Source organism: Agrobacterium larrymoorei, assembly GCF_037722385.1.
Taxonomy (GTDB): Bacteria; Pseudomonadota; Alphaproteobacteria; order Rhizobiales; family Rhizobiaceae; genus Agrobacterium; species Agrobacterium larrymoorei_C.
In genome coordinates this window covers 603622-630468 of sequence record NZ_JBBKAQ010000001.1, presented here as the reverse complement: position 1 = coordinate 630468, position 26847 = coordinate 603622, and the positions used below count along the sequence as shown (strand labels likewise).

At 58.7% G+C, this 26847-nt stretch carries 28 protein-coding genes and 1 pseudogene; 10 read left to right on the top strand and 19 right to left on the bottom strand.

Annotated features, from left to right (window positions below; all coding sequences use genetic code 11):
* Positions 1-5: 5 nt before the first annotated feature.
* Positions 6-911: a LysR family transcriptional regulator gene (locus WKI41_RS02795; RefSeq protein ID WP_340191985.1), complete on the bottom strand. Its 906-nt coding sequence runs from the start codon at positions 909-911 to the stop codon at positions 6-8.
* Positions 912-1017: 106 nt separating this feature from the next.
* On the opposite strand from WKI41_RS02795, the gene WKI41_RS02790 reads away from it, so the two are divergent.
* On the top strand, positions 1018-2388 hold the full coding sequence (locus WKI41_RS02790; protein ID WP_340191984.1) for an MmgE/PrpD family protein: 1371 nt from the start codon (positions 1018-1020) through the stop codon (positions 2386-2388).
* Between the two features lie 216 nt (positions 2389-2604).
* On the opposite strand, the gene WKI41_RS02785 is transcribed toward WKI41_RS02790, so the two are convergent.
* A complete protein-coding gene (locus WKI41_RS02785; RefSeq protein ID WP_340191983.1) occupies positions 2605-3180 on the bottom strand; it encodes a GNAT family N-acetyltransferase in 576 nt (191 codons plus the stop codon).
* A gap of 363 nt (positions 3181-3543) precedes the next feature.
* Here WKI41_RS02785 and WKI41_RS02780 point away from each other — a divergent pair, with 363 nt between their 5' ends.
* The gene (locus WKI41_RS02780) at positions 3544-3966 is read left to right on the top strand and encodes a hypothetical protein (protein WP_340191982.1); all 423 of its coding nucleotides are present in this window, start codon (positions 3544-3546) and stop codon (positions 3964-3966) included.
* A gap of 54 nt (positions 3967-4020) precedes the next feature.
* Here WKI41_RS02780 and WKI41_RS02775 read toward each other — a convergent pair whose 3' ends face one another.
* Positions 4021-4821: a helix-turn-helix domain-containing protein gene (locus WKI41_RS02775; protein WP_340191981.1), complete on the bottom strand. Its 801-nt coding sequence runs from the start codon at positions 4819-4821 to the stop codon at positions 4021-4023.
* Between the two features lie 108 nt (positions 4822-4929).
* Here WKI41_RS02775 and WKI41_RS02770 point away from each other — a divergent pair, with 108 nt between their 5' ends.
* The 4 genes and pseudogenes from WKI41_RS02770 to WKI41_RS02755 form a co-directional block, all read left to right on the top strand.
* Positions 4930-5292: a nuclear transport factor 2 family protein gene (locus WKI41_RS02770; protein ID WP_111846535.1), complete on the top strand. Its 363-nt coding sequence runs from the start codon at positions 4930-4932 to the stop codon at positions 5290-5292.
* On the top strand, positions 5292-6083 hold the full coding sequence (locus tag WKI41_RS02765) for an alpha/beta fold hydrolase (protein WP_340191980.1): 792 nt from the start codon (positions 5292-5294) through the stop codon (positions 6081-6083). Before WKI41_RS02770 ends, WKI41_RS02765 begins: the two co-directional genes overlap by 1 nt.
* A gap of 136 nt (positions 6084-6219) precedes the next feature.
* Positions 6220-6534, top strand: coding sequence for a putative quinol monooxygenase (locus tag WKI41_RS02760; RefSeq protein WP_062424485.1), 315 nt, complete (start codon positions 6220-6222; stop codon positions 6532-6534).
* Positions 6535-6574: 40 nt separating this feature from the next.
* Positions 6575-6739 (top strand): annotated as a pseudogene (locus WKI41_RS02755) (IS110 family transposase); the annotation flags it as partial.
* 87 nt (positions 6740-6826) lie between these two features.
* On the opposite strand, the gene pcaF reads toward WKI41_RS02755, so the two are convergent.
* Genes pcaF through WKI41_RS02740 form a run of 3 tightly spaced genes read right to left on the bottom strand, consistent with a single transcriptional unit; the run spans position 6827 to position 9464 of the window.
* Positions 6827-8032 carry a 3-oxoadipyl-CoA thiolase gene (pcaF, locus tag WKI41_RS02750; protein WP_340191979.1) on the bottom strand — a complete coding sequence of 402 codons (1206 nt, stop codon included), beginning with the start codon at positions 8030-8032 and terminating at the stop codon, positions 6827-6829.
* Between the two features lie 11 nt (positions 8033-8043).
* Entirely contained in the window at positions 8044-8745 is a 702-nt protein-coding gene (locus tag WKI41_RS02745) for a 3-oxoacid CoA-transferase subunit B (RefSeq protein ID WP_425340970.1), read from the bottom strand.
* Entirely contained in the window at positions 8742-9464 is a 723-nt protein-coding gene (locus WKI41_RS02740) for a 3-oxoacid CoA-transferase subunit A (protein WP_340191978.1), read from the bottom strand. Before WKI41_RS02740 ends, WKI41_RS02745 begins: the two co-directional genes overlap by 4 nt.
* Positions 9465-9598: 134 nt before the next feature.
* On the opposite strand from WKI41_RS02740, the gene WKI41_RS02735 reads away from it, so the two are divergent.
* Complete coding sequence (locus WKI41_RS02735; protein WP_113272622.1) at positions 9599-10360, top strand: IclR family transcriptional regulator domain-containing protein; 762 nt, start codon at positions 9599-9601, stop codon at positions 10358-10360.
* Between the two features lie 15 nt (positions 10361-10375).
* On the opposite strand, the gene pobA is transcribed toward WKI41_RS02735, so the two are convergent.
* The 4 genes from pobA to WKI41_RS02715 form a co-directional block, all read right to left on the bottom strand.
* The gene (gene pobA / locus WKI41_RS02730; protein WP_340191977.1) at positions 10376-11548 is read right to left on the bottom strand and encodes a 4-hydroxybenzoate 3-monooxygenase; all 1173 of its coding nucleotides are present in this window, start codon (positions 11546-11548) and stop codon (positions 10376-10378) included.
* Positions 11549-11609: 61 nt separating this feature from the next.
* Complete coding sequence (locus tag WKI41_RS02725; RefSeq protein WP_340191976.1) at positions 11610-13106, bottom strand: AMP-binding protein; 1497 nt, start codon at positions 13104-13106, stop codon at positions 11610-11612.
* Positions 13107-13137: 31 nt separating this feature from the next.
* Positions 13138-13977, bottom strand: coding sequence for a p-hydroxycinnamoyl CoA hydratase/lyase (locus WKI41_RS02720; protein WP_112358077.1), 840 nt, complete (start codon positions 13975-13977; stop codon positions 13138-13140).
* 53 nt (positions 13978-14030) lie between these two features.
* Positions 14031-15443, bottom strand: coding sequence for an aldehyde dehydrogenase (locus WKI41_RS02715; protein WP_340191975.1), 1413 nt, complete (start codon positions 15441-15443; stop codon positions 14031-14033).
* 178 nt (positions 15444-15621) lie between these two features.
* Between WKI41_RS02715 and WKI41_RS02710 the strand changes: the two genes are divergently transcribed.
* Together WKI41_RS02710 and WKI41_RS02705 are read left to right on the top strand one after the other, a co-directional pair.
* Complete coding sequence (locus tag WKI41_RS02710; protein ID WP_062424477.1) at positions 15622-16029, top strand: MarR family winged helix-turn-helix transcriptional regulator; 408 nt, start codon at positions 15622-15624, stop codon at positions 16027-16029.
* 193 nt (positions 16030-16222) lie between these two features.
* A complete protein-coding gene (locus WKI41_RS02705) occupies positions 16223-17449 on the top strand; it encodes an MFS transporter (protein ID WP_340191974.1) in 1227 nt (408 codons plus the stop codon).
* A 257-nt stretch (positions 17450-17706) separates the two neighbouring features.
* On the opposite strand, the gene WKI41_RS02700 is transcribed toward WKI41_RS02705, so the two are convergent.
* Positions 17707-19608 (bottom strand): bifunctional sugar phosphate isomerase/epimerase/4-hydroxyphenylpyruvate dioxygenase family protein, encoded by a 1902-nt coding sequence (locus WKI41_RS02700; RefSeq protein WP_340192303.1) that lies wholly within the window; start codon positions 19606-19608, stop codon positions 17707-17709.
* A 118-nt stretch (positions 19609-19726) separates the two neighbouring features.
* Between WKI41_RS02700 and WKI41_RS02695 the strand changes: the two genes are divergently transcribed.
* On the top strand, positions 19727-20422 hold the full coding sequence (locus WKI41_RS02695) for a TetR family transcriptional regulator (protein ID WP_062424475.1): 696 nt from the start codon (positions 19727-19729) through the stop codon (positions 20420-20422).
* Here the strand turns inward: WKI41_RS02695 and aroQ are convergent.
* From aroQ to pcaG, 8 genes are all read right to left on the bottom strand, one after another.
* A complete protein-coding gene (gene aroQ / locus WKI41_RS02690; RefSeq protein WP_340191973.1) occupies positions 20400-20837 on the bottom strand; it encodes a type II 3-dehydroquinate dehydratase in 438 nt (145 codons plus the stop codon). The two genes, WKI41_RS02695 and aroQ, sit on opposite strands and share 23 nt — an antisense overlap.
* Positions 20834-21703, bottom strand: a complete 870-nt coding sequence (locus WKI41_RS02685) for a shikimate dehydrogenase (RefSeq protein WP_340191972.1) — start codon at positions 21701-21703, stop codon at positions 20834-20836. The genes aroQ and WKI41_RS02685 overlap by 4 nt, the downstream gene beginning before the upstream one ends.
* 56 nt (positions 21704-21759) lie before the next feature.
* The gene (locus tag WKI41_RS02680; protein ID WP_062424472.1) at positions 21760-22518 is read right to left on the bottom strand and encodes an amino acid ABC transporter ATP-binding protein; all 759 of its coding nucleotides are present in this window, start codon (positions 22516-22518) and stop codon (positions 21760-21762) included.
* Between the two features lie 11 nt (positions 22519-22529).
* Positions 22530-23369 carry a transporter substrate-binding domain-containing protein gene (locus tag WKI41_RS02675; protein ID WP_082546353.1) on the bottom strand — a complete coding sequence of 280 codons (840 nt, stop codon included), beginning with the start codon at positions 23367-23369 and terminating at the stop codon, positions 22530-22532.
* Positions 23370-23482: 113 nt separating this feature from the next.
* A complete protein-coding gene (locus WKI41_RS02670) occupies positions 23483-24133 on the bottom strand; it encodes an ABC transporter permease subunit (protein WP_340191971.1) in 651 nt (216 codons plus the stop codon).
* A 10-nt stretch (positions 24134-24143) separates the two neighbouring features.
* Complete coding sequence (locus WKI41_RS02665; protein WP_062424470.1) at positions 24144-24812, bottom strand: amino acid ABC transporter permease; 669 nt, start codon at positions 24810-24812, stop codon at positions 24144-24146.
* A 325-nt stretch (positions 24813-25137) separates the two neighbouring features.
* Entirely contained in the window at positions 25138-26220 is a 1083-nt protein-coding gene (locus WKI41_RS02660) for a 3-carboxy-cis,cis-muconate cycloisomerase (protein WP_062424641.1), read from the bottom strand.
* A 5-nt stretch (positions 26221-26225) separates the two neighbouring features.
* The gene (gene pcaG / locus WKI41_RS02655; RefSeq protein ID WP_062424469.1) at positions 26226-26846 is read right to left on the bottom strand and encodes a protocatechuate 3,4-dioxygenase subunit alpha; all 621 of its coding nucleotides are present in this window, start codon (positions 26844-26846) and stop codon (positions 26226-26228) included.
* Position 26847: the final 1 nt, after the last annotated feature.

Here is a 26847-nt window from a genome sequence, read left to right as displayed (position 1 = left end):
AACGCTTAAGCCCATTCCCGGATGTAGTTCAAGAACGGCAGAGCGATTTTCGGAAGCGGGGAGAGTTCGGAACTGACGATGGCGTAATCGACGGAGATGGTCGGTTCAAGCGGAACGAATGCTAGTGGCAAGGCCTGATATTCAAGCGCCAGCAATTCGCTGACGATTGCGATGCCCAGCCCTTCCGCCGCAAGAGCGCAGCCGCAACCGACGGAATGCACTTCGATTGCCGGGCGGCGGCGAAGTCCTGCGCGATAAAAGATCGCTTCCAGTTCATGACGGACGGCCCGCTCCCGATTGAGAAGTATCAGATCCTCGGTCTTCAATTGTTCAACGTTGATCTTCCCCTGACCGGCAAGCGGATGATCTTTATGGAGAATGCAAATATTGCGCGTCGGCATGACATGCTCTTCGCGAAGCCCCGGCGTTGGCGAGGGCAGGCGCGTGAAACCGAGATCGACTGCCCCTTCCGCCACCATTCGTTCTATCGCAAGATAATTTCCAGATGCTATTTCGATTCTGATAGGACCGGCTTCCGCCAGAAAGCTCTTGACTAGGCGCGGCACCAGCGTTGCGGAAAGGCTTGCAGGAAAAGCTATTCTCAGTGGGATCTCCGTTGAACGTCCCTCCTCCAGTTCCTGCGCCGTTATTTTCAGGGTCGTGAGCTTGTCCGCAATGGCGCGGATTTCCGGTCCTAGCTTCAACCCCTCACGCGTCATCGAAAGTCGGTTCTTATCCCTGTCGAACAACCGAACACCGAGGTAGATCTCCAACTGATGCAGAAGTCGGCTGGTGTTGGATTGAGAAATACCGAGATCAACGGCAGCGGCAATGGTTGAGCCTGTGGCCGCAATCGCGTCGAAGGCCTGAATATGCTTGATGCTGATCTGGACGTCGCCCGATTTTTTCATTCTCATTCTCCCGGATAACGTCACCCGTCTTTTGCATAAGATTGCGCCGATAGACCTGCCCATTCATCAATGCCGCTCCCTCTGAGATTTGCAAGGAAGCGCGTTAATGACAACCGTTCTCGAAAATATTGCCCGACAGGTCATTGCAAGAACATCCTTTTCGGCTATCGCAATAGAGCGGGCGGAAGACGCGATTGTGGATACTATCGGCTGCATGATTGCGGGCATGTATGACGCTGCACCACGGTCTGTGGCCGCAGCTTTTCGCGACGAGATCAATGAAATGGGCGCATCGCTGGTGTTTACGGGAGGCCGCGCATCGCGCTCCATCGCTGCCCTCATCAACGGCACTGCCGCCCACTGCCTCGATTTCGATGACAATTTTCATCCCGCACGCGCCCACGCATCAGCAGTCCTGGTGCCAGCGCTTCTCTCCGTCGCGACAAGCAGCGACGAGTTTTCGGGCCACATGATGGTCAGAGCATATCTTGCCGGGCTGGAAGCGCAGGCATCCATTGGCTTCGGCGTCATCCCCTCGCACTATAATCGGGGCTGGCACGGAACCTCGACAATCGGCTGCGTCGGAGCCGCCGCAGGTGTGGCCGTCCTTCTTGGACTTGACGAAGCTAAGATAGCAAACGCAATGAGCCTCGCCACAAGCATGGCTTCGGGTCCAAAAGGACAATTTGGCACCGGAGCAAAACCCTTGCACGCAGGCATCGCGGCGCGAAATGCGATCGAGGCCGCGTTACTTGCCCGATCGGGTTTGGGCGGCAGGCTCGATATCCTCGAACGATCGCAAGGCTTTCTCGATCTCTTCGGAGGCAACGAAGCGACGGGGTGGGCGGACCTCACATGGAACGAGGAGCACATCATCGAAACCCGCGGTCTGGTCACGAAACTTCATCCATGCTGCGCATCCACTCACAGAGCCATTGACGCGGCGTTGGACCTTCAAAAGAAATACGGATTTTCGCTTGATGACATCGAACGGATCGATACGAAAGTTGGAAGATCTGCATTTGACAACCTTCCCTATGACGATCCTATCGATGAAATGCAGGCGAGGTTTTCCATGCATTACTGCTTGGCTGTCGCGCTCTCGGGCGGAGGACTATCGCTCCGTGATTTCACTCCTCAAGCTGCTACGCGGCAAAGTTTCCGAGCCCACATGGCGAAGATCAGTATTACTTCTTACAGCGCAGAAGAAGAGCGCGGCGTTGAGCGCCTACCGCACCAAGTCCATATCTCGTTAATGGATGGCCGGAGGTTCTCCACCGAGCGCCTTCACGCCAACGGCTCTATAGTCGCACCTTTAAGTGGCGGGCAGAAGCTTGCAAAACTTGAAGATTGCTTGCGGTTGGCAGGACATTCCAGGGCGCTTATCACCCACTCCGAATTGAAAGCAATTTGCTCCGGAAAGAGCGTGAGGACCGTCTGCGATGATACGTTGCAACAATTTTTTAGTTTGTCTTGAAGTTAAATTATCCCCTATGTGCCAGCTTGAGGCATGAAGCGAAAATTATTCGTGCTCCCACGCCCGCTTGACTAAGCCCAAACCCAATGCGCAAGCTAGCAACCAATGTCGCTCGCGATGGAATAACAGATGGGATTTCAAGACTTTTCCAACAAGCAATTTCTGAAATTCAAGGTTTCCCAGCCAAGCCATTTTGAGCGAATTTTCAACCAAAATTCAATCAGCGCCGCAATCATGGCCCCTAGTCAAATGATCGCGCACCATAACTAGCGTATCGGTTTGCCGGTGGGCGGTTCGTGATACCTCCCGGTAGCCACATTGCTCGGCAAGGCGGAGGGATCGCTTGTTTTCAGGTGCAATGATGCACGCAGACGTACGTGGTGTAATGGATCTATCAAGCCATCGTAGCGCAGCGTTCAATGCCTCTCTGGCATAACCTTTTCCCTGCATTGCGGAGGTAAGAACCCATCCACCTTCAGGGACGCCCTTCAGTTGAGGAAGGCCGGCGCGGTGCCAATCCGCGAAACCCATCTCCCCTACGAAATCACCGGTCTTGGTCACACGAATAGTCCAATAGCCATAACCAACCAGCGCCCAGAGGCCTCTATAACGTAAAAGGCGCTGCCAAACCTCATCGTCAGTGGAAGTACGGCCTCCGATATAGCGGACGACATCGGGATCACTCCAGAGCTGAACCATGTCCTCAAAATCAGACACTTCAGGCAACCGCATCGTAAGACGATCGGTCAAAATGACATTCAGGGCTTCATTTTGCGTGGCAAGTGCGTCCATCGAACCTCAGCCGTCGTCATCTCTTACATTATCTGGTCGCGTCAAACTAAGTTGATACCGAACATATTGGAAGAGACGCTTGCACGGATCGGAACGTCAACGGCGCCTTGGTGGAATATGACCAGAGTTCCAGACAATCTGCGATCGACGGAGTGATCCGGCAGCCGCGAAGAGGAACCGAGCTGACGTCAGAGAAGTTGGCGAGCAGTTACAGTCTTTTGGCAGCTATCCGTTCGCCTGCGGAACGCATTCATGCGCTCCCCTCATCAGTGTCCCTCGTAGACGTCACATAGCGCTATCGTTGAACCACGATGCCTTATTAAGGTAGGTGTAAATTCCATAGATAGGAATACCGAGGCTTCTATGACCACCGAACGGGATAATCCTGATTTGCACGCAGCAATCAACGAATTGGTCGGCAGATTTTATGCCGCGTTCGACAACCGCAGCGGACGGGTCATGAACGTGCGAGGGCTGCGGGAAATGTTTCTTCCTGAGGCAGTCATCGTACGAGCCAATGCTGCTGAGGTTGAAACGATGAACGTGGATACGTTCATCGTACCGCGCGAGCGGATGCTCAGTGACGGCTCGCTTATCGACTTTCATGAGTGGGAGACTTCAGCGACCACTCAGGTATTGCGTGGCATAGCCTGCCGCCATTCGACCTACGCGAAGAGCGGAATCTTCTCGGGCGAACCCTACGATGGAAGCGGCGCAAAGCTCATTCAGTTGGTGCGGACTGAGAATGCTTGGCGCATTGCCGCCATTGCATGGCAAGATGACTAACATGTTCGTGCGGTGAAGCTGGTCTAAGAACGCTCGGACTGCTGAACAAACGGCTCATAATGGCTTGGTCATTCCCTCCATTAGAGATTGTCGCGTCTTCTCGTCTGCCGGGTAAAAGCATTCCAGCGTCAGTTCCGCGAGCGTAACGTCCACCGCAGTGCCGAACACGGTCGTTGTGGACAGAAACGACATCACGCCACGATTTGCTTCGCTGCGAATGGAAAGGGTCACGGCAATGCGCTCGGTAGAGCTTGGCGGGCGGCGACTAGCGGGAAAAGGAAAGCCGGAGAGTTCGGTGTGGAGCGCTTCTAGTACCGGGTCAGCAGATTGATCGATGTCTCTTCGAAGTCGTGACAAAACATGGTGACGCCATTCGGCGAGGTTCAAAATGCGAGGCGCCAGCCCCTGTGGGTGGAACGTCGCTCTCAACACATTTACGGGAGGCCTCAGCAGCCTCTCATCGATGCCGATCAGCATCTGCCGCGCGGTATCATTGGCAAGCACTAAGTTCCAGTGCCGATCGACGGCCAGCGCCGGAAAGGGCGCATGCGCTCGCAACACTGCTTCCACGGCAACCAAAGCGTTTTCCATGTCTGGAGAGGAGAATGCACGCTCTTCATAGATCGGGGCGAAGCCCGCGGTACGCAGTAGTTGATTTTGCTCTCTCAGCGGTAAGCGAAGTGCCTCCGCAAGACGCAATAGCACATGGCGGCTAGGAGACGCACGGCCGCTTTCAATGAAACTGAGATGGCGAGTAGAGACCTCCGCTTCGCCCGCGAGATCAAGCTGGCTAAGTCGGCGTCTTGCCCGCCACATTCTCAATGCCTCACCAAGGGTCGTCGATATTGCGCTCATTTGGCGGAGACTAACGGTCTGGCTCGTCGAAGTCATTACCTCGGAGGTAATCGTCTTCGTCCAGCGGCTGCGGCATTCTTGGTTCGTCATCTAATATGGAGGCGGACAATGACAAATCCCGAATTGCTGGCCAGTGAGTATCTCGCGCTCTGGAATGATCCTGACGCCACATCACGCGACCAGAGACTGGCCAACGCCTGGACACCGGGAGCTCGCTACGCCGACCCGATAATGGCAAGCGAAGGTTGGGAGGGCATCTCTACAATGATCGCAGGTGTCCGGGCCCAACTCCCTGGCCACACCTTTACACTTCGGGGCGAACCTGACGGGCATGGCTCATTTGCGCGGTTCTCCTGGACGCTCTCAGGCGAGGACGGAAGGCTGATCGCCACGGGGACCGACATCATCCGCACAACGCAGGACGGTCAAATCGAAGAGGTCATCGGGTTCCTCGACAAGGAGTTCGTATGATGCCGGCATTTGTTTCACGCGGCGACGGGCATTTTCTTCACGTCAGCGATTGGGGTGATGGTCCGCCCGTACTCTTCTTGGCTGGATGGGCTATGGACAGCCGAATTTGGGGTGAAACTAGGCTTCGTCTCAATGACGCAGGTCTCAGGACCATCGCTTACGACCGAAACGGACACGGTCGTTCTACCGATCGGGCGACCTACTCTTACGACGACTTGGCCGACGATCTCGCTGAGGTGATGAGGTCTCTCCACCTTTCGAATGTGACGCTTGTGGCGCACTCCGGCGCTGGCGGCGAAGCAATACGCTACCTTTCGCGGTACAATGGCAACCAGATCAAAAGGCTCATTCTAGTGGGTGCAACCGGGCCTAGAGTCGTTGGCGTCGGTGGAGTAACTCCGGAAATGGTGGAAAGGCTGTGCGGAGAACTCACCTCCAACCTGTCGGGCTGGATCGACGCCAACATCGACCCCTTCGCTCCCGGCGCCCATAGACGCGTCAAGGACTGGATGGGCTCAATGGCTATGGATTGCTCTCGCCGGGCTTTGGTCGCTTTCCAACAGACGATCGCGCTGAGTAACCTTTCGGCGGAAGCCCACGACTTGAAACTGCCAGTCACGATAATCCACGGCGACTGCGACGTTTCCGCGCCGCTGGAGTCCAGTGGGCGCGGGTACGCTGCCACGATACCCGGCGCGGAACTTGTCGTTTACGAAGGGGTGGCACATGGAATTATGGTCACGCACGCTTCAAGGCTTGCCAACGACATTAGCGGCCGGGTGTTGGCATGATCAAGTCGACCTTTGATCGAGCACCCGGGAGGTATCAACTATCAGCGCCCTCACGGATTCCGATCCGAAGAGTGTCACGCAGATATACTTTGCAAGGCGCCACAAAAATTACCGTCCTGTTTCCGGAGGCGCTAAGATGACCTCGCACACACAGCCTGAAACCTACGTCATCACCTTTCATGTTTTACCTGAGCAAGTTGGCCGGTTCCTCGCCCTTCTCGACCCGGTACTAGACGCAATGCGCCATGAGCAGACGTTTGTGCGATACACGCTGCACGTCGATCCGGAGCGGAGCAACGTCTTCCAGCTTCATGAAACATGGACAGATCGGGCGGACGTGCTCAAGGTTCAGCTAAATCGGCCCTATCGAGCGGCTTTCCATGAGAACATCGATGCTCTGTTGGTGGAGCCGCGACATATTGCAATATGGACCGTTGCGAGGTCTGCCTGACCATCTACTCTCGCAAGGCAGGCCTGTGGCCCCCCTCCCACGGGAGGCCTGCGCCGGGGCCCATCACTGGTGTCGCGAGATTAGAAAGCTGGGCCAGGATGTGCGTCTTAAGGCCCCTGAGCACATCAAGCCTGTAGTGAAGCGTCAGAAAAATGATGCCGTCGATGCTGAAGCGATCGCCAAGGCTGCTTCTCGACCCACCATGGAAGTATTTACCGTCCCACTACATCTTCCTTGTGGCTGATAATCCACTGATATCATCCGCAAGACGCACTTCAGGATTGAACCCAGCCTACACCCGCTCCAGCGCGACCGCGATGCCCTGCCCCACGCCGATACACATAGTGGAAAGCGAGTAACGCGCGCCGGACATGGAAAGCTCAAGCGCTGCCGTGCCGGTGATGCGGGCGCCGGACATGCCGAGTGGATGGCCGAGCGCGATGGCTCCACCATTGATGTTAACGCGCGGGTCGTCATCGGCAATGCCGAGATCCCGCAGCGTCGCTAGGCCTTGCGAGGCGAACGCTTCGTTGAGTTCGATGACGTCGATCTGCTCCTGAGCGAGGCCGAGGCGGGCAAGAAGCTTCTTGGTTGCCGGTGCGGGACCAAAGCCCATGATGCGCGGGGGAACGCCTGCCGTCGCGCCACCCAGAATGCGGGCGATGGGGGTCAGGCCGTGCTTTCTGGCAGCAGCTTCGGAAGCGATGATGAGCGCTGCCGCGCCGTCATTGACGCCGGACGCATTACCCGCTGTAACCGTGCCACCTTCGATTTTATTGACTGGCTTCAACTTGGCGAGCGCTTCCATCGATGTCGCACGCGGATGCTCGTCGCGATCAACGATTAGCGGTTCACCCTTTTTCTGCGGCACGCTCACCGGCGTGATTTCTTTAGCAAGGCGGCCATTGGCCTGGGCTTCAGCGGCCTTCGCTTGGCTTCCCAAGGCAAAGGCGTCCTGATCCTCACGGGCGATATTGAAGTCAATCGCGACATTATCGCCAGTTTCAGGCATCGAGTCGACGCCATATTGCTTCTTCATCATCGGGTTGATGAAGCGCCAGCCGATGGTGGTGTCATAGATTTCCACGTTGCGCGAAAATGCAGACTCCGCCTTTGGCAGAACGAAGGGCGCGCGGCTCATAGATTCCACGCCGCCCGCAATCATCAATTCAGCTTCGCCCGACTTGATCGACCGAGCGGCGGTAATGACAGCATCCATGCCGGAACCGCACAGGCGGTTGATCGTGGTGCCTGTAACCGAAACCGACAAACCAGCCAGCAGCAACGACATGCGCGCAACGTTGCGATTATCCTCCCCCGCCTGGTTGGCGCAGCCATAGACGACGTCATCGACGGCACCGAAATCGACGGTCGGATAACGTGCCATCAGCGCCTTGAGCGGCACTGCGCCGAGATCGTCAGCACGAATAGATGACAAGGATCCGCCGAAACGGCCGATGGGCGTGCGAATATAAGCGCAGATAAAGGCTTCGGTCATTGATTTACTCCTTACAGCGCCGGAACCACGAGGTCGTCGACATGGCCATCGATATGGAGCTTCGCGCCCGTCATGGCTTGAAGCTCATCCATAGTCATGGCTGCAAGCTTCTCTCGTAAGACGAATTTGCCATTCACAATGTCGATCACTGCATGGCTGGTATAGACGCGCGTGATGCAGCCGACGCCAGTGAGGGGAAAGGTGCAACGCTCGACCAGTTTCGGCTTGCCGTCCTTGGTGACATGCTCGGTGATGACCACCACCTGTTTTGCGCCATGGACAAGATCCATCGCGCCACCCACGGCAGGCACGCCCTTGGAGCCGACACGCCAATTGGCAAGATCACCATTTTCAGCGACCTGATAGGCCCCAAGGATCGCCACATCCAGATGCCCGCCCCGCACCATGGCGAAGCTGTCGGCGTGGTGGAAGAAGGCCGCACCGGGCTTCAGCGTGATGGCCTTTTTCCCGGCATTGATGAGATCCCAATCCTCTTCACCAGGGGGCGGCGCTTCACCGAAATTCAGGACGCCGTTCTCCGTATGGAAGATCGCCTCGCGGCCCTTGGGCTGGAACTTTGCGACCATTTCCGGGAAGCCGATGCCGAGGTTTACATAGGCGCCGTCGGCAATATCCTGAGCGGCCCGCCAGGCAATCTGGGCGTTGGAAAGCTTGATGTCGTCGCGAGTATCAATCATGGGTGCGTCACTCATGCGTATGCCACTCCTGCTCGGATCAGCGCTTCTTCCTGTTGCGGATCAGCCACTTCAACGACCCCATCGACAAAAATGCCTGGCGTGATCACCTGCTCCGGATCGATCTCTCCTGGCGTCACGATTTTCGACACCTGCGCGACGGTCCTTTTGGCCGCCATGCACATCAGCGGATTGAAATTGCGCCCGGCCAGACGGTAGGTGAGATTGCCGTGGGTGTCGCCGAGATGCCCCTTGACCAGCGCTATATCGGCCTTCAACCAGCGCTCCTGCACATATTTGCGACCGTCGAATTCGGCGATCACCTTGCCGTCAGCAAGTTCGGTACCGAAACCGGTCGGCGTGTAGAAGGCGGGAATGCCGGCACCGCCGGCGCGAATGCGCTCGGCAAGCGTACCCTGCGGCACCAGTTCCAACTCGATTTCGCCTGCGAGGTAGCGATCTTTGAAGGCCCGCGGATCGGATGAACGCGGAAAGGAGCAGATCATCTTCTTGACCATGCCAGCATCGATCATCGCCGCGATGCCGATACGGCCATTGCCGGCATTGTTGTTGATAACCGTGAGCCCCGAGGGCTTACCCGTTTCCTTGAAGCGATCGATAAGAGCGTGAATGAGCTCGATGGGCGCGCCCGAGCCACCAAAGCCGCCGATCATTAACGTTGCGCCATCTTCGATATCAGCCACAGCATCCGCCAGGCTGTGTATCCTCTTGTCCATACCGTTGTCCTCCAGCGACCTGTCATTTGGCCCGCTCAAGATTCAGGTAAATCCCAACTCGGATCGACATCAAGCCTATTTGTGCGATATAGTATATTTGTTCGATTATCGCACAATATTGAAGGAGGCGGCACATGGCTGTGAGTGGACGCGACATGATGGGTGGCCTCGCCAAAGGGCTGAGCATTATCGAAGCCTTCAGCGCCGAACGGCCGAAACTGTCTATTTCCGAGGCGGCGGAGATCGCCCAACTGGATCGTGCGACAGCAAGACGCTGTCTTTTGACGCTGGCCGAGCTCGGCTACGCCGCCTATGATGGAAAATTCTTCACGGTCACACCAAAGGTACTTCGACTTGGAACGGGGTGCCTTGCTTCAATGCCACTGCCACGCATCGTGCAGCCCTTTCTCGATCAACTGTCGGAAGACATCGGACAAAGCACATCCGTTTCAATCCTCGATGATACCGAAATCGTCTATGTCGCACGTGCCGCCCAGCGTCGCGTCATGTCGATTGCGCTGATGCCAGGGTCGCGGCTGCCCGCCTATTGCACTTCCATGGGGCGGGTCCTTCTGGCTTCCCTGTCCCTAGAAGACCGCCGCGCCTCTCTGGAGCGCTCCGACATCGTTGCACGCACGCCGATGACGCTTACCGATATCGATGCTCTCATGGCTGAAATCGAAGCGACCGCCGCTCGTGGTCATGCGATGATCGATCAGGAAGTCGAGATCGGCCTGCGCTCGCTGGCCGTGCCGCTGAAGAGCGCCCGGGGCAAGACGATCGCCGCCCTCAATGTCGGTGTCGCCGCCTCCGCAGCTTCCATGCAGGATTTGGTCGAGCGCTATCTGCCTGCGCTGGGTGCAGTACAGGCGGAGTTGAAAGGGCTTCTGGTTTAAGCGCGCCGTCACCCGTTATAAGGGCAAGCCGACGTAGTTTTCGGCAAAACTTGCCTGCGCAAGTGGTGAGCTTCGTAGATAGCTGAGTTCTGCCACCTGCATTCGTCGCTCAAAAGCCCCCGTTTCGGGGAAACGATGCGTAAGGGTGGTGAACCACCAGGAAAAGCGCTCAGCCTTCCAGACGCGCCCCAGCGCTCGCGCCGAATAGGTGTCGATCCCCGCGCCCGAGCGCTCACTGTAGAATTCCGCCAGCGCTTGACCCAACATGGCCACGTCGGAGACTGCGAGATTGAGGCCCTTCGCTCCAGTCGGCGGCACGATATGGGCAGAATCTCCGGCAAGGAACAGTCGGCCATAGCGCATCGGCTCGGCAACAAAGCTGCGCAGCGGCGCAATGCTTTTTTCGAAGGACGGCCCGCGCTGGAGCCGCGCTCCGAGATTGGGTCCAAGCCGCACGGCCAGTTCATCCCAGATACGTCCGTCCGGCCAGTCTTCCAGCCGCTCGCCCATGTCGCACTGGATATAATAGCGGCTGCGCGTCATGGAACGCATCGAGGCAAGCGCGAAGCCGCGCTCGTGACTGGCATAGACGAGTTCCTCGCTGACAGGCGGACGCTCGGTGAGAATGCCGAGCCAGCCGAACGAATAGACACGCTCGAAGATGCGCAAAACATGGCTGGGGATCGCCTGGCGGCTGACGCCATGGAACCCGTCGCAGCCGACCACGAAATCGCAGTCGACCCGGACCTCCCCGGACGGCGTGCGCAAGGTAACGAAGGGTTTTTCCGTCTCTATATCGTGGAGACCGACGTCGCTCGCTTCGAAGAGGATCGTCAGACCCCGCGCCTCGGCGGCTTCGAAAAGGTCGCGCGTCACCTCCTGCTGGCCATAGACCGTAACGCAAGCACCACCCGACGCCTGTTCGAGATCGATGCGAAAATCATCGCCGTCGGCGGACAGATGCGTGCCGGAATGGCGCAGCCCTTCCTCGCGCAAGCGCCGGTCCAACCCAAGGCGGGACAGGCAGTCCACCGTTCCCATCTCCAGCACCCCTGCCCGCACCCGTCCCTCCACATAGGCGCGTGTCTGCCGCTCGATCACCACTGTCTCGATGCCAGAGGCATGGAGGAGATGAGCAAGGATAAGTCCGGCGGGACCGGCTCCGACGATAGCGACTTGCGTGCGCATGATTTCTCCTAACTGGCTTTGCGTCGTTTGGCGGCGCTGCTGGATGCGGGGTACGGGACGGTCAGGCGGAAAGACTCTCCCGGAGCTTGTTCTTGCGGATTTTGCCGGTGCTGGTACGGGGCAGTTCCGTGACGATCCGGAAATGTTTCGGCACCTTGAAGCGGGCAAGCCGCGCCTCGCAATGGGCACGAAGTTCTCCCTCCGCGTCTTCCCATCCTGGTGACAGGATAACGAAGGCATGCCCCGCCTCGCCCCAGCGCGGGTCCGGCACACCAATAACCGCCACCTGGAGGACCGCTGGATGTTCGGCAAGGACGCTTTCGATTTCTACCGGATAGACGTTCTCACCGCCCGAAATGAACATGTCCTTTCGGCGATCGACAACGGTCACGAACCCATCGGCATCCCGAAGTCCAATGTCGCCGGTGCGCAGCCAGCCATCCGGCGTGAAGGCGGCATCGCGCTCTTCGGGTCGGTTCCAGTAACCGGGCGTGACATGCGGCCCTTTGACGATGATCTCGCCAGCGGTCCCGTCCTGCACCTCCCGGCCCTCGGCATCTACGATGCGAATGGCCGTGGCCGGTCCCGCCTGGCCAACGGCGCCCGCATGATTGGAGATCAGCGCTGGATCAAGCGGCATGCCAAGGATCGTTCCAGCCTCGGTCATTCCGTAGCCATCCACCATGGCAACGCCACGCTCCAGCCACCAACGGATATTGGCAGGCGGGTTCGGAGCGCCGCCGGTGAAAAGCGCAGCGAGCGACCAGTTCTCCGGCTGGAAACCATCGGCGTCCTTCAACGCCGTCGCCATCTGCGGGACGCAGAAGTAATGGGTGATGCCGAGCGCACGGTCCGCAAGCCGGGAATTGGTAACGACCGGATCGAAGCCGGATGAGACCAGCACCGTACCGCCCTGAACCAATGGCGGCCAGACTGAGGTTACCAGGCCGATAACATGGAAGAACGGCGATTCCGCGAGAAAGACAGACTGAGATGTCACCTGCCCCAGCACGCCGAAATTGACGCCGGTGAAGAACAGTGTCTGGGGAGTTAGAATGACGCCCTTCGGCACGCCGGACGTTCCGGAAGTGTAGAGAAGGACGCAAGGCCGGTTGGCATCATGCGGAGAGCCTCGTTCGCCTGCCGCCGCACTTTCGCAACGCGCAGTAAACGCTGCGATATCAAGCAGTCTTGCGCCGTCCGGCACCGCGAAACCTGCCGACGATCCGTCGACGAGGATCAGTGCGGGGGTACAGTCGATGAGAATAGCACCGATCTCGGCAGCCGCGAGCCGCCAGTTCAGTGGCGTGAAGATAAGGCCGGACCGCAGACAGGCCTGCTGCGCAATCACAAGATCGGCGGAGTTGCGTGCAATCGACGCGAGCCTGTCACCCGGCCCAAGGCCGAGCGTGTCGATTGCCGCTCTTGCCTGCTCGATCGCCCGGTCGAGGCCCCGATAGGTCCAGCGCCTCCCGGACGCCAGATCGACAAGGGCGAGTTTTTCCGGGCGCGCTTGCGCATGCAGGCCCACCGGATCGGGGGCTAGCCAGTTATGCATGATGTTGGTCCTCCTCCCAGTAAAACCTCTATCAGCTGTGGATTTTACTTTTGTCGTAAGAGCCGAGACCCGGTTTGTAGGTCTTCTCGTCGATAAACTGGCGAATGCCCTCCTTGCGACCTTCACTGTCGTAGGAATTGGCGGCTTCCTGAGCGCGCACAAGATAATCCTCAGCCTCGTCATAGGTCATGACGCCGACGCGGCGCACCGCATCCTTGGTCGCCTTAAGGGCTACGGGGTTCTTGGCCAGCAGAACCTTGGCAACCTCGGTCACCCGGCCCTTTAGCGAGGCAAGCGGCAGGCTTTCGTTGACGAGGCCCCAGGCAGCGGCCTTTTGACCGTCGATCGGCTCACCAAGCATGGCGTGATACATGGCCTGACGGAAGGGCATCAGCTCTACTGCTACCTTCGTTGCGCCACCACCTGGCAGAATACCCCAGTTGATCTCGGAGAGACCAAACTTAGCCTCATCCGCTGCAAAGGCCAGATCGCAGGCGAAGAGCGGACCGTAACCGCCACCGAAGCACCATCCATTGACCATCGCAATAGTCGGCTTCTGGTACCAGCGCAGACGACGCCACCAGCCATAGCTCTCGCGCTGGCTCTGGCGCACGCCAGCCAGACCCTTGGCCTCGGTTTCACGGAAATATTCCTTGAGATCCATGCCAGCCGTCCAGGCCGTGCCTTCGCCGCTAAGGACAAGAACGCCGACATCCTCGCGGAACTCCAGCTCGTCCAGCACGTCCATCATCCGGCGGTTCAGCTCGGGGCTCATCGCATTGCGCTTTTCCGGCCGGTTGAAACGGACCCAGGCGATGCCTTCGGCAATATCGACGGCGACGACGTCCGCCTTGCTGCTATTCTCGGTCATGAAATTGGTTTCCTTTTAAATGATTTGAAGGCGAGCACAGGCTCGACGTAAGATCAGATCGGGAAGCGTCCGGCTTCGGTCTCGACCGTGATCCAGCGAAGCTCGGTGAATTCCGCAATACCGGCCTTACCGCCAAAGCGCCCGTACCCCGAAGCCCCGACGCCGCCGAAAGGCATCTGCGCTTCGTCATGCACCGTGGGGCCATTAACATGGCAAATCCCAGAGCGAATCTGTCGAGCGACCTTCAGGCCGCGGGCCGCATCTCCTGTGAAGACGGCAGCCGAAAGACCGTATTCGCTGTCATTGGCAATGCGGATGGCGTCGGCCTCGTCCTTCGCCCGGATCACCGCGACGACAGGCCCGAAGCTCTCCTCGGAATAGAGGCGCATTCCAGCGCTGACATCCGCGACGACATGGGCAGGAACGAGCACGCCGTTCGGCTCGCCCGCCGCAATCACCTTTGCACCCTTGGCGACGGCGTCGTCGATCAGGCCCTTAAGCTTATCGGCGGTTTTGATATCCACAACAGCGCCAAGCGGTGCCGCACCCTGGCGCGGATCTCCAGCGGTGAGCATCCGCACTTTGGCGGCAAATTTTTCAAGGAAGGCATCCGCCACAGCATCGACGACGATAATCCGTTCCGTCGACATGCAGATCTGGCCCTGGTTGAAAAAAGCGCCAAAGGCAGCTGCCTTCACTGTCTCGTCGAGATCCGCATCGTCCAACACTACAAGCGGCGCTTTGCCGCCAAGTTCCAGAACACAGGGCTTGAGGTTTTGTGCCGCACGCATCGCGACAATTCGCCCGACGGCCGTAGAGCCGGTAAAATTGACACGTCGGATAGCCGGATGATCGATCAAGGCACCGACGACGTCTGCCGCATCCTTCGGCGCATTGGTGACAAGCTGGACGAGACCCTCGGGCAATCCGGCCTCCGCCAGGGCCTCGACGATAAGGCCATGGGTTTTAGGGCACAGTTCACTTGCTTTGAACACCACTGCATTGCCGCAAGCCAGAGGAGTGGCCAACGCCCGCACACCTAGGATGACCGGCGCATTCCAGGGCGCGATGCCAAGCACGACGCCCGCTGGTTCGCGAATGGCCATGGCAAGACAGCCCGGCTTGTCGGAAGGGATAACTTCGCCAGCAACTTGAGTGGTGAGTGACGCGGCCTCGCGCAGCATCGACGCTGCAAGCATGACGTTGAAGCGCGCCCAGGCTTCGGTCGCACCGATCTCGGCCATCATCGCAGTCACAAAGGCGTCGCCCTTTGAACTGACGGCATCAGCCGCTTTCAGAAGCGCGGCGCGGCGCGCATTCGGCCCTTGTGCGGCCCAGGCCGGCATGGCGCGAGCGGCCGCATCGACTGCAGCTATCGCCTCATCAGGCGTTTGCGCCGGCGCTTCGCTCGCCACCTCGCCGCTAATCGGATTCACGCGTCGAAACAGGTTCGATGTCGATGTCATGGTTTCTCCTCCCTAGAGCGTCCGAGGCTCCCGACCTCAAACATTGCTATGTGAAATAGCGATTGACTGCTATATCACATAGCGATACAAAACTGACAAGGGTCAATTTTACTATTTTTGAAAAGGGCGACGCGTGAAGGCGAGAATGCGGGACATTGAAGGGTTAAGAGCGCCTGTAATGGACGATCTCCTCGGTTACCATCTGCGTCGGGCCTCGATCCTCGATCTGGCGGGTTTTGCCGAGGCGCTCGGCGACGAGATCAAGCCCATTCCTTTCACGGTTCTCTGCCTGATCGATGAGACGCCTGGCATCACGGCCGCCGAGATCGGCCGGCAGGCGCGGCTGCAGCGGGCCAATCTCGCACCAATCCTCGCGCACTTCGACACTCAGGGATGGATTGAACGTCTCGCCGATGATGAGGACCAGCGCATTCAGCATCTGCACTTGAGTGAGACGGGTGCTGAGGCCGTGGCCGAATGGCGCGCGCGTGTCATGGCGCAGGAGGAACGTACATTTAGTGCGCTGACGCCAAGAGAACGCGAGGTGCTGCGCCAATTGTTGTCGCGCATCTGGAAGGGCGCGTGACGTCATCTGAACGGGCAGAAAGCACGGTTACAGTTTTAGCCATCGCCTTCGAGCGGCGGCGTTGAAGAGAGGGAGCCCTTACTCGCAGAGGATAGGCTCGGGAGGACTGCGGGAGACATCGCTGAGGCTCCGTCAGACGTAGGCCAAATGAAAGCATGATTGCCGCTGAGGCGGCCTTTGGGAGGAGAATATCATGACTAAAGCCACGCATATTCATGCGGGGACGGGAACGCGCGCACTCGTGCTTGTGTTTCTCGCCGCGATTATCGAAGGCTTCGACCTTCAGGCAGCGGGTGTTGCTGTGCCGAAACTTGTTTCCGCCTTTGGGCTCTCACCGTCACAGCTGGGCGTTTTCCTCTCATCGGCGACCTTCGGACTGGTGCTCGGCGCGCTGTGCGGCGGCGTTATCGCTGATCGCTTTGGACGGCGCAACGGGCTTGCCCTTTCGCTGATCGTCTTCGGCCTGTTTTCGATCGGCACGGCTTTCTCCGACACGTTCGAGCATTTGGTTGCGATGCGGTTTCTGACCGGCGTCGGCCTTGGGGGCGCGCTGCCTAATCTCATCGCAATTGCCGCTGAATCCGTTGCGCCTGAGCGGCGCGGCAGGGCAGTTGCGATCATGTATGCCGGCGTGCCGCTTGGTGGCGCACTCGCCAGCCTCATCGCCCTGCTTGGCCTGCATGACGACTGGGGCTCGATATTCCTGGTAGGCGGCATCTTGCCATTGCTGCTGGCCCTGCCGCTCCAACTCATGATGGGACCGTTCCGCGTGACACGCGATGCAAGGGCACCTGCCCGTCGCCGCGACGTGCTGATGGCGCCGGGTGCACTGCCACAGACGCTGCTGCTCTGGGCCGCCTTCTTCTTCGGCCTCATCGTCGTATATCTGCTTCTCAACTGGCTGCCGCAGATTCTCGTGTCACTGGGCTTTGCGCGTGAAACGGCGTCGACCGTGCAGATCGTTTTCAATATCGGCGGCGCAGCTGGCGCCATCCTTGGCGGGCGGCTGCTGGACGGCAACAGGCCTGCCTTTTCCGCAGCGCTCTGCTTTATCGGGCTGATGCTGGCGATCACGTCCCTTGCCATGTTGCCCGCGGGCAATGTCGCGGCGGCGCTGGCGGCGGGCACCTTTGTAGGCGCGACAGTCATCGGCGTGCAGGCGCTGCTCTATGGTATTGCCCCACAATGCTATCCAACCGAAGTGCGCGGCACAGGCGTCGGCCTCGCAGTTTCGGTCGGTCGGCTTGGCTCAATCGTCGGACCTCTCGTCGCTGGCTGGCTCCTGGCAAGCGGCATGGGACCGCAGCAACTTCTATACACGCTGCTGCCCATCGCGGCGATCTGCGGCACTACCACCGTGATCCTCATCCTGCACCGTAACGGGAAAACACGACAGGCAGTGTCAAGAAGCCTGGGCTAGGCTTGAACGGATCGCCGACCTTGCCGCGTAGAGGTTGGCGTGCTTAGGCAAACAGAAAAGTCTTGCCTTGATGAGGAGCGTGGTCTTGCGAGAGATTTGCTCCTCATTGGATTTGCCGCGCAACACCCTCGATAGCACTCCCACGTCCAAGCACTGTTCCATGCCGCGATACCGTTCTTTGCCACCTCCGGTGCCATACACCACCGTGTAGACCACCGCTGACAAACTGGTGCCTGTGTGTTTCCGACACAGAACGACTATAACTTCGGCAGGCCCTCCGGTCGCAACAACCGACGCTGGGCGGCAATCCGGAAAGGCGCGTTCATGGCACCATATCCGTTATAGACGCCGCGTCGCTCGATGATTTCGAAGAAGAATCCTTCACCGAAAGTGCGGCTATAAATTTGGAAGTACTCGCCGTGTTCGTCGCGGTCGTAGAGGATACTGGCCGCACGCAGTGCATCGGAGAAATCCGGTTCAAGACCGAAGCGTGCCTCGAGGTCATCGTAATAGTTTCGCGAGATCGGCAGCGCCTGAAAGCCGGTGGCCTTCAGCGCCTCGGCAGTCGCAAAGATGTCGTCGCTCGCAAATGCGATGTGCTGGATGCTGGTGCCGAAGCCTTCTGCCAGGAATTTGCCGGCAAAGGTCTTGCGATTTTCAGCACCGTTCATGGTGAGGCGGAAAAGCGGTTCCGGCTCGCTTTCGATGGCTTGGCTCCTGACCAGTCCGCCGGGATCAACGACATCGACCATCGGTGTGCGCCGGGTCGAGAAGATCGATGTGTAGAATAGAAGCCACGTCAGCATCTCGTCATAATGGGTTGTCTGGGCAAGATGGTCGATACGGGTAAGACGCGCTGTGGGCGACCCGCCCTCGTCGACCAAAGCCTCGAATTCGCTCTCCCAGATACTGCCAAGCGGCGCATTATCGTCGAGGAAGTAGATGACACCGTTGCCGACGCCCTGAATGCCGGGCACCGCGACTTCGCCGGGCTGCCGGGGCTCGGAAAAGACAGGCGCACCGAGTGCGCGCGCGCGGGCGAGCGCTTGCTCGGCATTATCGACCCTGAGGCCAAATGCATAGGCATTGGTGCCATGTACGGCATAGGAAGCGCCGGCAAAGCTATCGCCACTCTCATCCGTATTAATCAGGATACGGATATCGCCCTGGGTATAGAGATCGACGGCGCGGTTGCGGTGCCGGGCGGTGCATCTAAAGCCCAGCGTTTGCAGAAGATCGATGAGGGTCTGTTGTTCGCCGGGTGCCGAGGTGAACTCAACGAACTCCACCCCTTTCGCCTCGATACGGTCCGGCATCTCCGGCATGGAAAGACGGATATCGGGCTCGTGGCGCCGGACGCGGTCCATCAGATTTACGAGGGAACGATGCCCGTCCTCGGCCAAGGCCCGCGCTGATCCGCCACGGAACTGGTCGTTGAAGATTTCAAGGGAGAGCGGGCCGGTATAGCCGGTAGCCGCCACAGCGCGCATGAAATCGACGACTGGCAGTTCGCCCTCTCCAGGCATATTGCGGAAATGGCGGCTCCAGTAGAGCAAATCCATGTCGAAGAGTGGCGCATCGGCAAGCTGCACGATGAAGATCTTGTCGCCGGGAATAGAGCGGATCGAATTGCGATCGATCTTGCGGGACAAGGTATGGAAACTGTCCAGGATGATGCCGACATTCGGGTGATCAGTCCGCCGCACGATTTCCCATGCGTCGCGATGGTCGTTGATGTGGCGTCCCCAAGCCAGTGCTTCATAACCCACACGCATGCCATGTCGAAGAGCCATGTCCCCGAGCTCGTGGAAATCAGCTGCCGCCCGATCTATCCCGCCGAGGGAGATCGGCGATACGTTCGAGCAAATCAGCATGAGATCCGTGCCAAGTTCCTGCATGATCTCGAACTTGCGTTCCGCCCGCTCGAAGGCGCGGCTGCGGTGAGGCTCCGGCATGCCTTCGAAATCTCGAAACGGCTGGAAAAGCGTGATGTCCAGACCATGATCACGGACGATCTTTGCCACCTCGCGTGGTGAGGCATCGTAGGTCAGAAAGTCGTTCTCGAATATCTCGACGCCGTCAAAGCCAGCACGGGCAATCGCTGCCAGCTTTTCAGGAAACTCGCCGCTGATCGACACTGTCGCCATCGACGTGCGCATCATCACGCTTTGCTTGTCTGTCTGGTACTGGGCCATATTGCCTTACCTTTCGTGTTTATGTACGAGTTGGTTAATATGGAACGTGGAAAAACGCGGATGCAAAGCATCCGGGGGAAACATGACGAGCACCGCGACGACCACTGAGGGTAAAAAGGCGCGTCCGGCAAAGCGCGATCCGGAAGGCGTGCGGCGCGACATCCTGGCGGTCGCGATGGAGGAATTTTCCCAGAACGGTCTTTCCGGGGCGCGGATAGACGAAATCGCGGCACGGACGAAAACGTCCAAACGCATGATCTATTATTATTTTGGCGACAAGGAAGGCCTGTACCAGCATGTTCTGGAAGAAGCCTACAGTAAGGTGCGCGGTGGCGAAAGCGATCTGGCACTGGACCATCTTGACCCGATGGCTGCGCTCGACGCACTCTGTCGCTACACTTTCGAGCATCACCGCCGCAGTCCGGCCTTCATCCGCATGGTCATGATCGAAAATATCCATCACGGCCGGCATGTGCAGATGTCGAAGTCCATCCGAAGCCTCAACCGTCCCGCCATTGCCGCGCTCGAGGCGGTGCTGAAGCGCGGTCAGGATAGCGGTGTCTTTCGTGAAGGCATCGAGGCACTGGAGCTCCACTGGCAGATCAGTGCGCTCTCTTTCTTCAACGTCTCTAACGCTCCGACCTTCTCTTCCATCTTCGGCGAAGACCTTTTCACGCCGCAAGCGCAACAAACGCTGGCCCGCCACGTGGCTGTAATGGTCCTGCGCTATGTGGTGCGGCCCGAACATATCGACGCTATAGGGTCTGACGAGCGATAAGATGGCGAAGCGCCACGCAGTAGCCGTCGATACCGAGACCCGCGATAACGCCGTCGGCTCGCATCGATACATAGGAGTGGTGGCGAAAGACCTCCCGCTTGTGGATGTTGGAAATATGGACCTCGACCACTGGCGCCTCATATGCGTTCAACGCATCAAGGATGGCAATCGACGTGTGACTGAAAGCACCAGGATTGATGACGATGCCTGCGGCCTTGCCGCGTGCCTCGTGGATCCAGTCGATCAACTCGTATTCCCGATTGCTTTGGGCGAAGAAGAGTTCATGACCTGAGGCCATCGCTACCTCGCGACACGTTGCTTCGACATCGGCAAGACTCTCGCGACCGTAGATTTCCGGCTGGCGCTGTCCGAGCAGGTTGAGGTTCGGTCCGTTCAGAACGAAAAATAGGCTCATGCGGCCGCCTCCGCTTGAAACATCTCCGCAAAGTGTGCGCTCATCCGCCCCGCATCCGGCTCACGTCCGCAGAATAGCCTGAATGCACCGACAGCCTGGAAAATCGCCATGCCGCCGCCCGGTAATGTCTGACAACCCTTCGCCGCAGCGGTCTCGATCAGCCTGGTGATGAGGGGCATGTAGACGATATCGGCAACCCAGTGGCGCGGCATAATCAGATCGGGATCGACGGGGATGCCGGGATGGGCCGGCATGCCAACAGGTGTCGCGTGGATGAGACCATCAGCATCGCCGAGCACGGCTGCGGGCGTTTTGGCTGGCGTCGCCCGCCCCTCTCCAAAGCGGATGTTGAGTTCACGCGCAAGCCGTGCCGAACGGTCCGCGTCCTGGTCGAAAATATCCAGCCTGCCGATGCCGAGTTTCAATGCGGCATGGGCAACCGCGACACCGGCGCCACCTGCACCAATGAGAAGCGCCCGATCGCGCCAGGCATCGGGTAGACCGCGCTGAAAGCTTTCGTAAAAACCGTACCAGTCGGTATTGTGACCGATGCGCTTGCCATCTCGGAAGACGACCGTGTTGACGGCGCCCAGCATGCGGGCGTCCTCGGAAAGCTCGTCCAGATGGGAGATTACCGCCTGTTTGAATGGATGCGTAATATTGGTTCCGGCAAAGCCGCGGGCTTCCAATTCCGCGAGAAGGTCGGGCAGCGCGGTCTCCGGCACGTTGCGGACATTGATGTCCACGAGTTCGTAAGAATAGTCGAGTCCGTGTGCGCGACCCTCGCGCATGTGGAGCGCCGGCGATTTCGAAAGCTGGATGTCGGCGCCAATAAGGCCGACCTGATAGGCGGTTCGTTCTGTCATGGATATGGACCGTTTATGCGGCGTGAAAGGCGCGGCGGGTCACCCCGCCGCTTGCTTCAGTGGTGCGCCAAGATTTCGCCGAGAAAGGTGCGCGTGCGCTGGTGTTTGGGATCGCGGAAGAATTCTTCCGGCGGCCCCTCCTCGATGATCTCGCCCGACGCCATGAACACCACGCGATCCGCCACCTGACGGGCAAAGCCCATTTCGTGGGTCACGCAGATCATGGTCATCCCGTCGCGGGCAAGGCCGATCATCGTATCCAGCACTTCCTTGACCATTTCCGGGTCGAGCGCCGAGGTCGGCTCGTCGAAGAGCATCGCCTTCGGCTCCATGCACAGCGCCCTCGCGATTGCCGCACGCTGCTGCTGGCCGCCGGAGAGCTGGGCGGGATACTTGTCGGCCTGATCGAGGATGCGCACGCGAGCGAGATATTTGCGTGCGGTTTCCTCAGCATCCGCTTTTGACAACCCCTTCACCCGCATCGGCGCAAGCGTACAGTTTTCCATGATGGTCTTGTGCGGGAAAAGGTTGAAGCTCTGAAACACCATGCCCACCTCCCGACGCACGGCATCGATGGCGCGGACGGAATCGGTGAGCTTGGTGCCTTCGACGGTGATCGTCCCCTCCTGGATTTCCTCCAGATGGTTGATGCAGCGGATCAGTGTCGATTTCCCAGAGCCGGACGGGCCGCAAAGAACGATCTTCTCGCCTTTGCGAACCGTCAGATTGATATCCCTAAGTGCATGGTAGGCTCCATACCACTTTCCGACGCCCTCGAGGGCAATCAGCGGAGCCTGGACGGCGGATTGCGGCATGGAAACCTCCCTTACTCCACGGTGAAGGGGACGTCAGGCATCGATTCCGGGAACTTCGGAACCTCGCGCTTCATCCACTTGGTGTAAATCGCCTGCAACTCACCATCGGCCTTGATCTTTTCGAGGAAGGTGTTGATGGCCTTGTTCCAGTCCTTCTCTCCCGGACGGGTGCCCGCGCCATTGTAAAGGGTCGTCAGGTCGAACTTGGACTCATACTTGCCGGGGGCCGCAGCGTTCAGGCGATCACCATAAAACTGGTTGCCCCCTACGGCCTCGACCTGACCGGAGACGATCGCCTGAATATTGGCGGCATCGTCGTCGAAGCGCAGAATGCTTGCCTTGTTGCCTGCGCCCGCCGTGATGGCGGTGTCCATGGCACTCGACTTCGGTACCCCAACATTCAGTCCCTTCAGATCGTCAAAACCGGCAATCTTCTTGTCCTTGGGCCCATAGACCGACAGAACGTTGCCGGCATAGGGCTGCGAATACTGGATCGTCTTGGCGCGCTCCGGCGTCATGCCCATCGTTGCAAAAAGTACGTCCACCTTACCGGTCATGAGCGCCGGAATACGGTTGGCAACGGCGAGCGGTACGAACTCGGCTTCAAGACCGAGGCTTTTGGCGAAGGCTTTGCCAATATCCGCGTCGAGGCCATCCTGGACCCCGCTAGAATTGACGAAGCCCCAAGGCGAGTTGTCGCCCTGAATGCCAATAATAACCTTGCCCTTGGCCTTCGCCTCCTCAAGCGTGCCGGCCGCGGCATCGACCGGGGCCATGAAGGGCAGAGCGGCAGCGGCGGCTATTAGCCCAAGTACGCTGCGGCGACCGAAAGTCATGCTGGATTTCATCATATTATCCTCCTTGTAAACTGATGAATGCATGGTCACGAAAGTAGATCTCCTCCACCATCGTCCGGAAAATCGAAGCCGATTTTCGAAAAGCCGACGGGTCTTTCCACGACGCTCTATCGAGCGGCGGTCTGAAGGCGTTTCTCAACGCCGGCACCCCAAAGAGAGAGCGGCCAGCAGATCAGGAAATAGATGAGGCCAACGATGGCGAAAACGGTAAGCGGACGGAACGTCTGATTGGAGACGATCTGGCCGGCGCGCGACAATTCGACAAAGCCGACGATGGCAGCGAGCGACGTGCCCTTGATGAGCTGCACCAGGAAACCGATGGTGGCCGGCAACGAAATGCGCAATGCCTGCGGCAGGACAACATCCTTCATGATCGACCTGTAATGCAGGCCGAGCGCACGAGCCGCTTCCGTCTGCCCCTTCGGAACAGCCTGTATACCACCGCGCCAGATTTCACCAAGAAAGGCGCTGGCATGCAGTGTGAAAGCGATGGCGACAGCGATCCACGCATCGATGTTGAAGCCGAGCAGAGCTACGCCGTAATAAACCACGAAGAGCTGCATGAGGAGCGGTGTACCCTGAAAGACCGCGATATAGCCAGCCGTTGCGCGACGGATGGATGGGACTTCGGCACTGCGGGCCAATGCCACGAGAAGGCCGAAGACACCACCACCAGCAAAGCCGATCAAGGTCAATGCGATGGTCCACTTCAGGCCTTGCATGAGGAAGAATAGTTCGTTGGGGCCTATGCTTGCCATGATCGTCTCCTCACTTGACCGGGTAGCTGAAAGAGATGCGCGAGATGAGACCAAAGACGCCCATCATCAGCGAGGAAATCACGAGGTAGAGCAGCGTGATGGAAAAATATACTTCGAAGGAGCGGAAGGTATCCGCCTCGATCTTCTGCGCCACCGAGGTGAGTTCGTAAGCGGCGATCGACGTGCAAACGGAGGTCGTCAGCGTCAGCATGATGAACTGGCTGGTGAGCGAGGGGTAGACTGCCCGCAGCGCAGGCTTGAGAATGATGTGCCGGAAGATTTGCGCGCGACCGAGGCCAAGCGCGAGCCCTGCTTCCACCTGCCCCTTTGGGACGGCATCCACACCCCCGCGAATGATTTCGATCGCATAGGCGCCACCATTAAGCGCCAGCGCGACGATAGCAGTCACTGTCGGATTAAGACGCAGACCGAGCTGCGGCAGCGCGAAGAAGATAAAAAATATCTGGACCAGAAAGGGCGTATTGCGGATCAGCTCTACGAAGCCGATGACAAAGCCGCGCAACGGCTTGAAGCGTGACCGACGTGCTACGACGCCCAGAATCCCGATGACGGTCGCCAGCGACATGCCGGCAAGCGCCAGGCCTATGGTGGCGAGACACGCGACGAGCAACTCGGGAAGGCGATCGATGACCGCCGAGAAGTCGAGACTGTATGACATGGTTCCTCCACAACCTTCCGGTTAAGGCATCAGCCCGCCGTTGGGTCGTCTCCCCGTTCTCCGCACTCAGGCTTCGAACGCTCCCTTGTTCTTGCCGGACTGTGTTTCAAGAAGAGCTCTCCTAAGCCCCTCCATATCCGACCTCTGAATGTTTGTACCAGTTAGTTCATTTTAAAGTCAACGCTCAGGAAGGGTGAAAATGCAGCTTTTGCGACTGATTTTCGGAGCGACTTTATTCATATTTATCCAATTATTTCAACGCATAAGGAAACATCACGCGGCAAGCAGCGATCATGTTTCAACACCCTCTCTCGCAGGTCATTTCCTAAGTGTGATGACCGCCACATTCTTCAGGCTCTCGCCCGATCCGTCTGATGTCGCCTAGCAGTCGGCGCGCAGTCCGGAGTGCGGAGGCGGTCGCCAATACCGTGGGTGGCAGCGTCATCCACTCAAGCATCCAGGCGGCACCCGACCGTTCCTGCTCATGAACAAGCGACTGATGAAGCGCCGAAACCTGTGTTGCGTTGAAGCGCGCCAGCGTGACCAGCAGTTCTGCTGCAACGGGGTTCTGCTTGTGCGGCATGGCGGAAGACCCGCCGCCACCTGCGAGGCTTATCTCGGCCCCTACCTCGGCAAGTAAAGAGATGTCCTGGCCGATCTTTCCGAGGCTGCCGGTGACAAGCGACAGCAGCCCCCCGAACTCCGTGATCATGTCACGCTGGCTGTGCCATTGGGCCTGATCGTGAAGACCGAGGCGAACGGCGAGTGCAGCCCGCAAAGCCGGACCATCATCACCGAAGCGTTCGAGCGTTCCCGCCGCACCGCCGAACTGCAAGGCAAACCCGTCGACGGCAAAATGGGCGAGCCGGGATCGCGTCCGTTCTAGGGGTGATCGCCAGGCACCGATCCGGTCGGCAGCCTTGATCTCGATTGCAGCCTGCATCCGCGTATGCGCCATCAACAGCTTGTTGCCGTCGCGTTCCAGAAGTCCGTCGAGATCGCCGATCAGCGCATCCAACCGAGCCTGGATGATGTCGTTCGCTACTTTCAGTCTCAACACCAGGCTGGTATCGATTACATCCTGGCTAGTTGCACCGAAATGCACCTTCTCCGCAGCCACCCCACCGACTGCCGCGCGCATCTGTCGAATGAACGCAGGAACGACGACGCCATCACGCGCCATTCCATCCGCAAGCCCGGCCATATCCGGCACGAAGGTGCCAAGCGCGGCGTCGATCGTTTCCGCAATATCGACGGCGAGTATACCGCAATCTGCCTCGGCAAGTGCCAGAGCCCTCTCGAAGCGGATCATAGCGGCAATATCGGCCTCTGCAGAAAACAGCGAGGCGATCTCGGCATCGCCGAAGAGGCCGGAGAGGAAAGGATGATCAAAGGGCGAGAGGGTCATCGCGGTCATATATCGAAGAAGACGGTTTCGCCATCGCCTTGCAGGCGGATGTCGAAGCGATAGGCATTCTCGCCATCCGGCTTTGCGATCAGCGTCGGAACGCGGTCCTTGTGTTCGATGCGGGCCAGCACCGGATCAGCCACGTTTGCCGCGTCCTCCTCCGGAAAATACATTCTCGTATGTAGACCGATATTGATGCCGCGCGCGACAATCCAGAAGGTGATGTGCGGCGCCATGAAGCGTCCATCCTTGAATGGAACGCGGCCGGGCTTGATCGTTTCGAAGAGGAACTCACCGGTATCCATATCGCCAGGCGACCGGCCCCAGCCGGCGAAATGGGGGTCGGGAGCGCCGGCCGTTTCGCTCGGGCTGTTATAGAGTCCTTGAGCATCGGCCTGCCAGATTTCCACCAGCGCATCCTTCAGCGCATAGCCGCCGCCGTCGAAGACGGTGCCACGAATGGTGATGCGGGTGCCGGTGGCCTGGTCGTCATAGAGTTTTCCCGCGCCGAGATCTTGCTTGAAGACGCCGTTGATGCCAACGAAGTTCGGTGTGCAGCCAATATGGACGTAGGGTCCCGCCGTCTGGGAGGCGCTTTCCTTCAGATAATCGAGCGGCTGCACCATG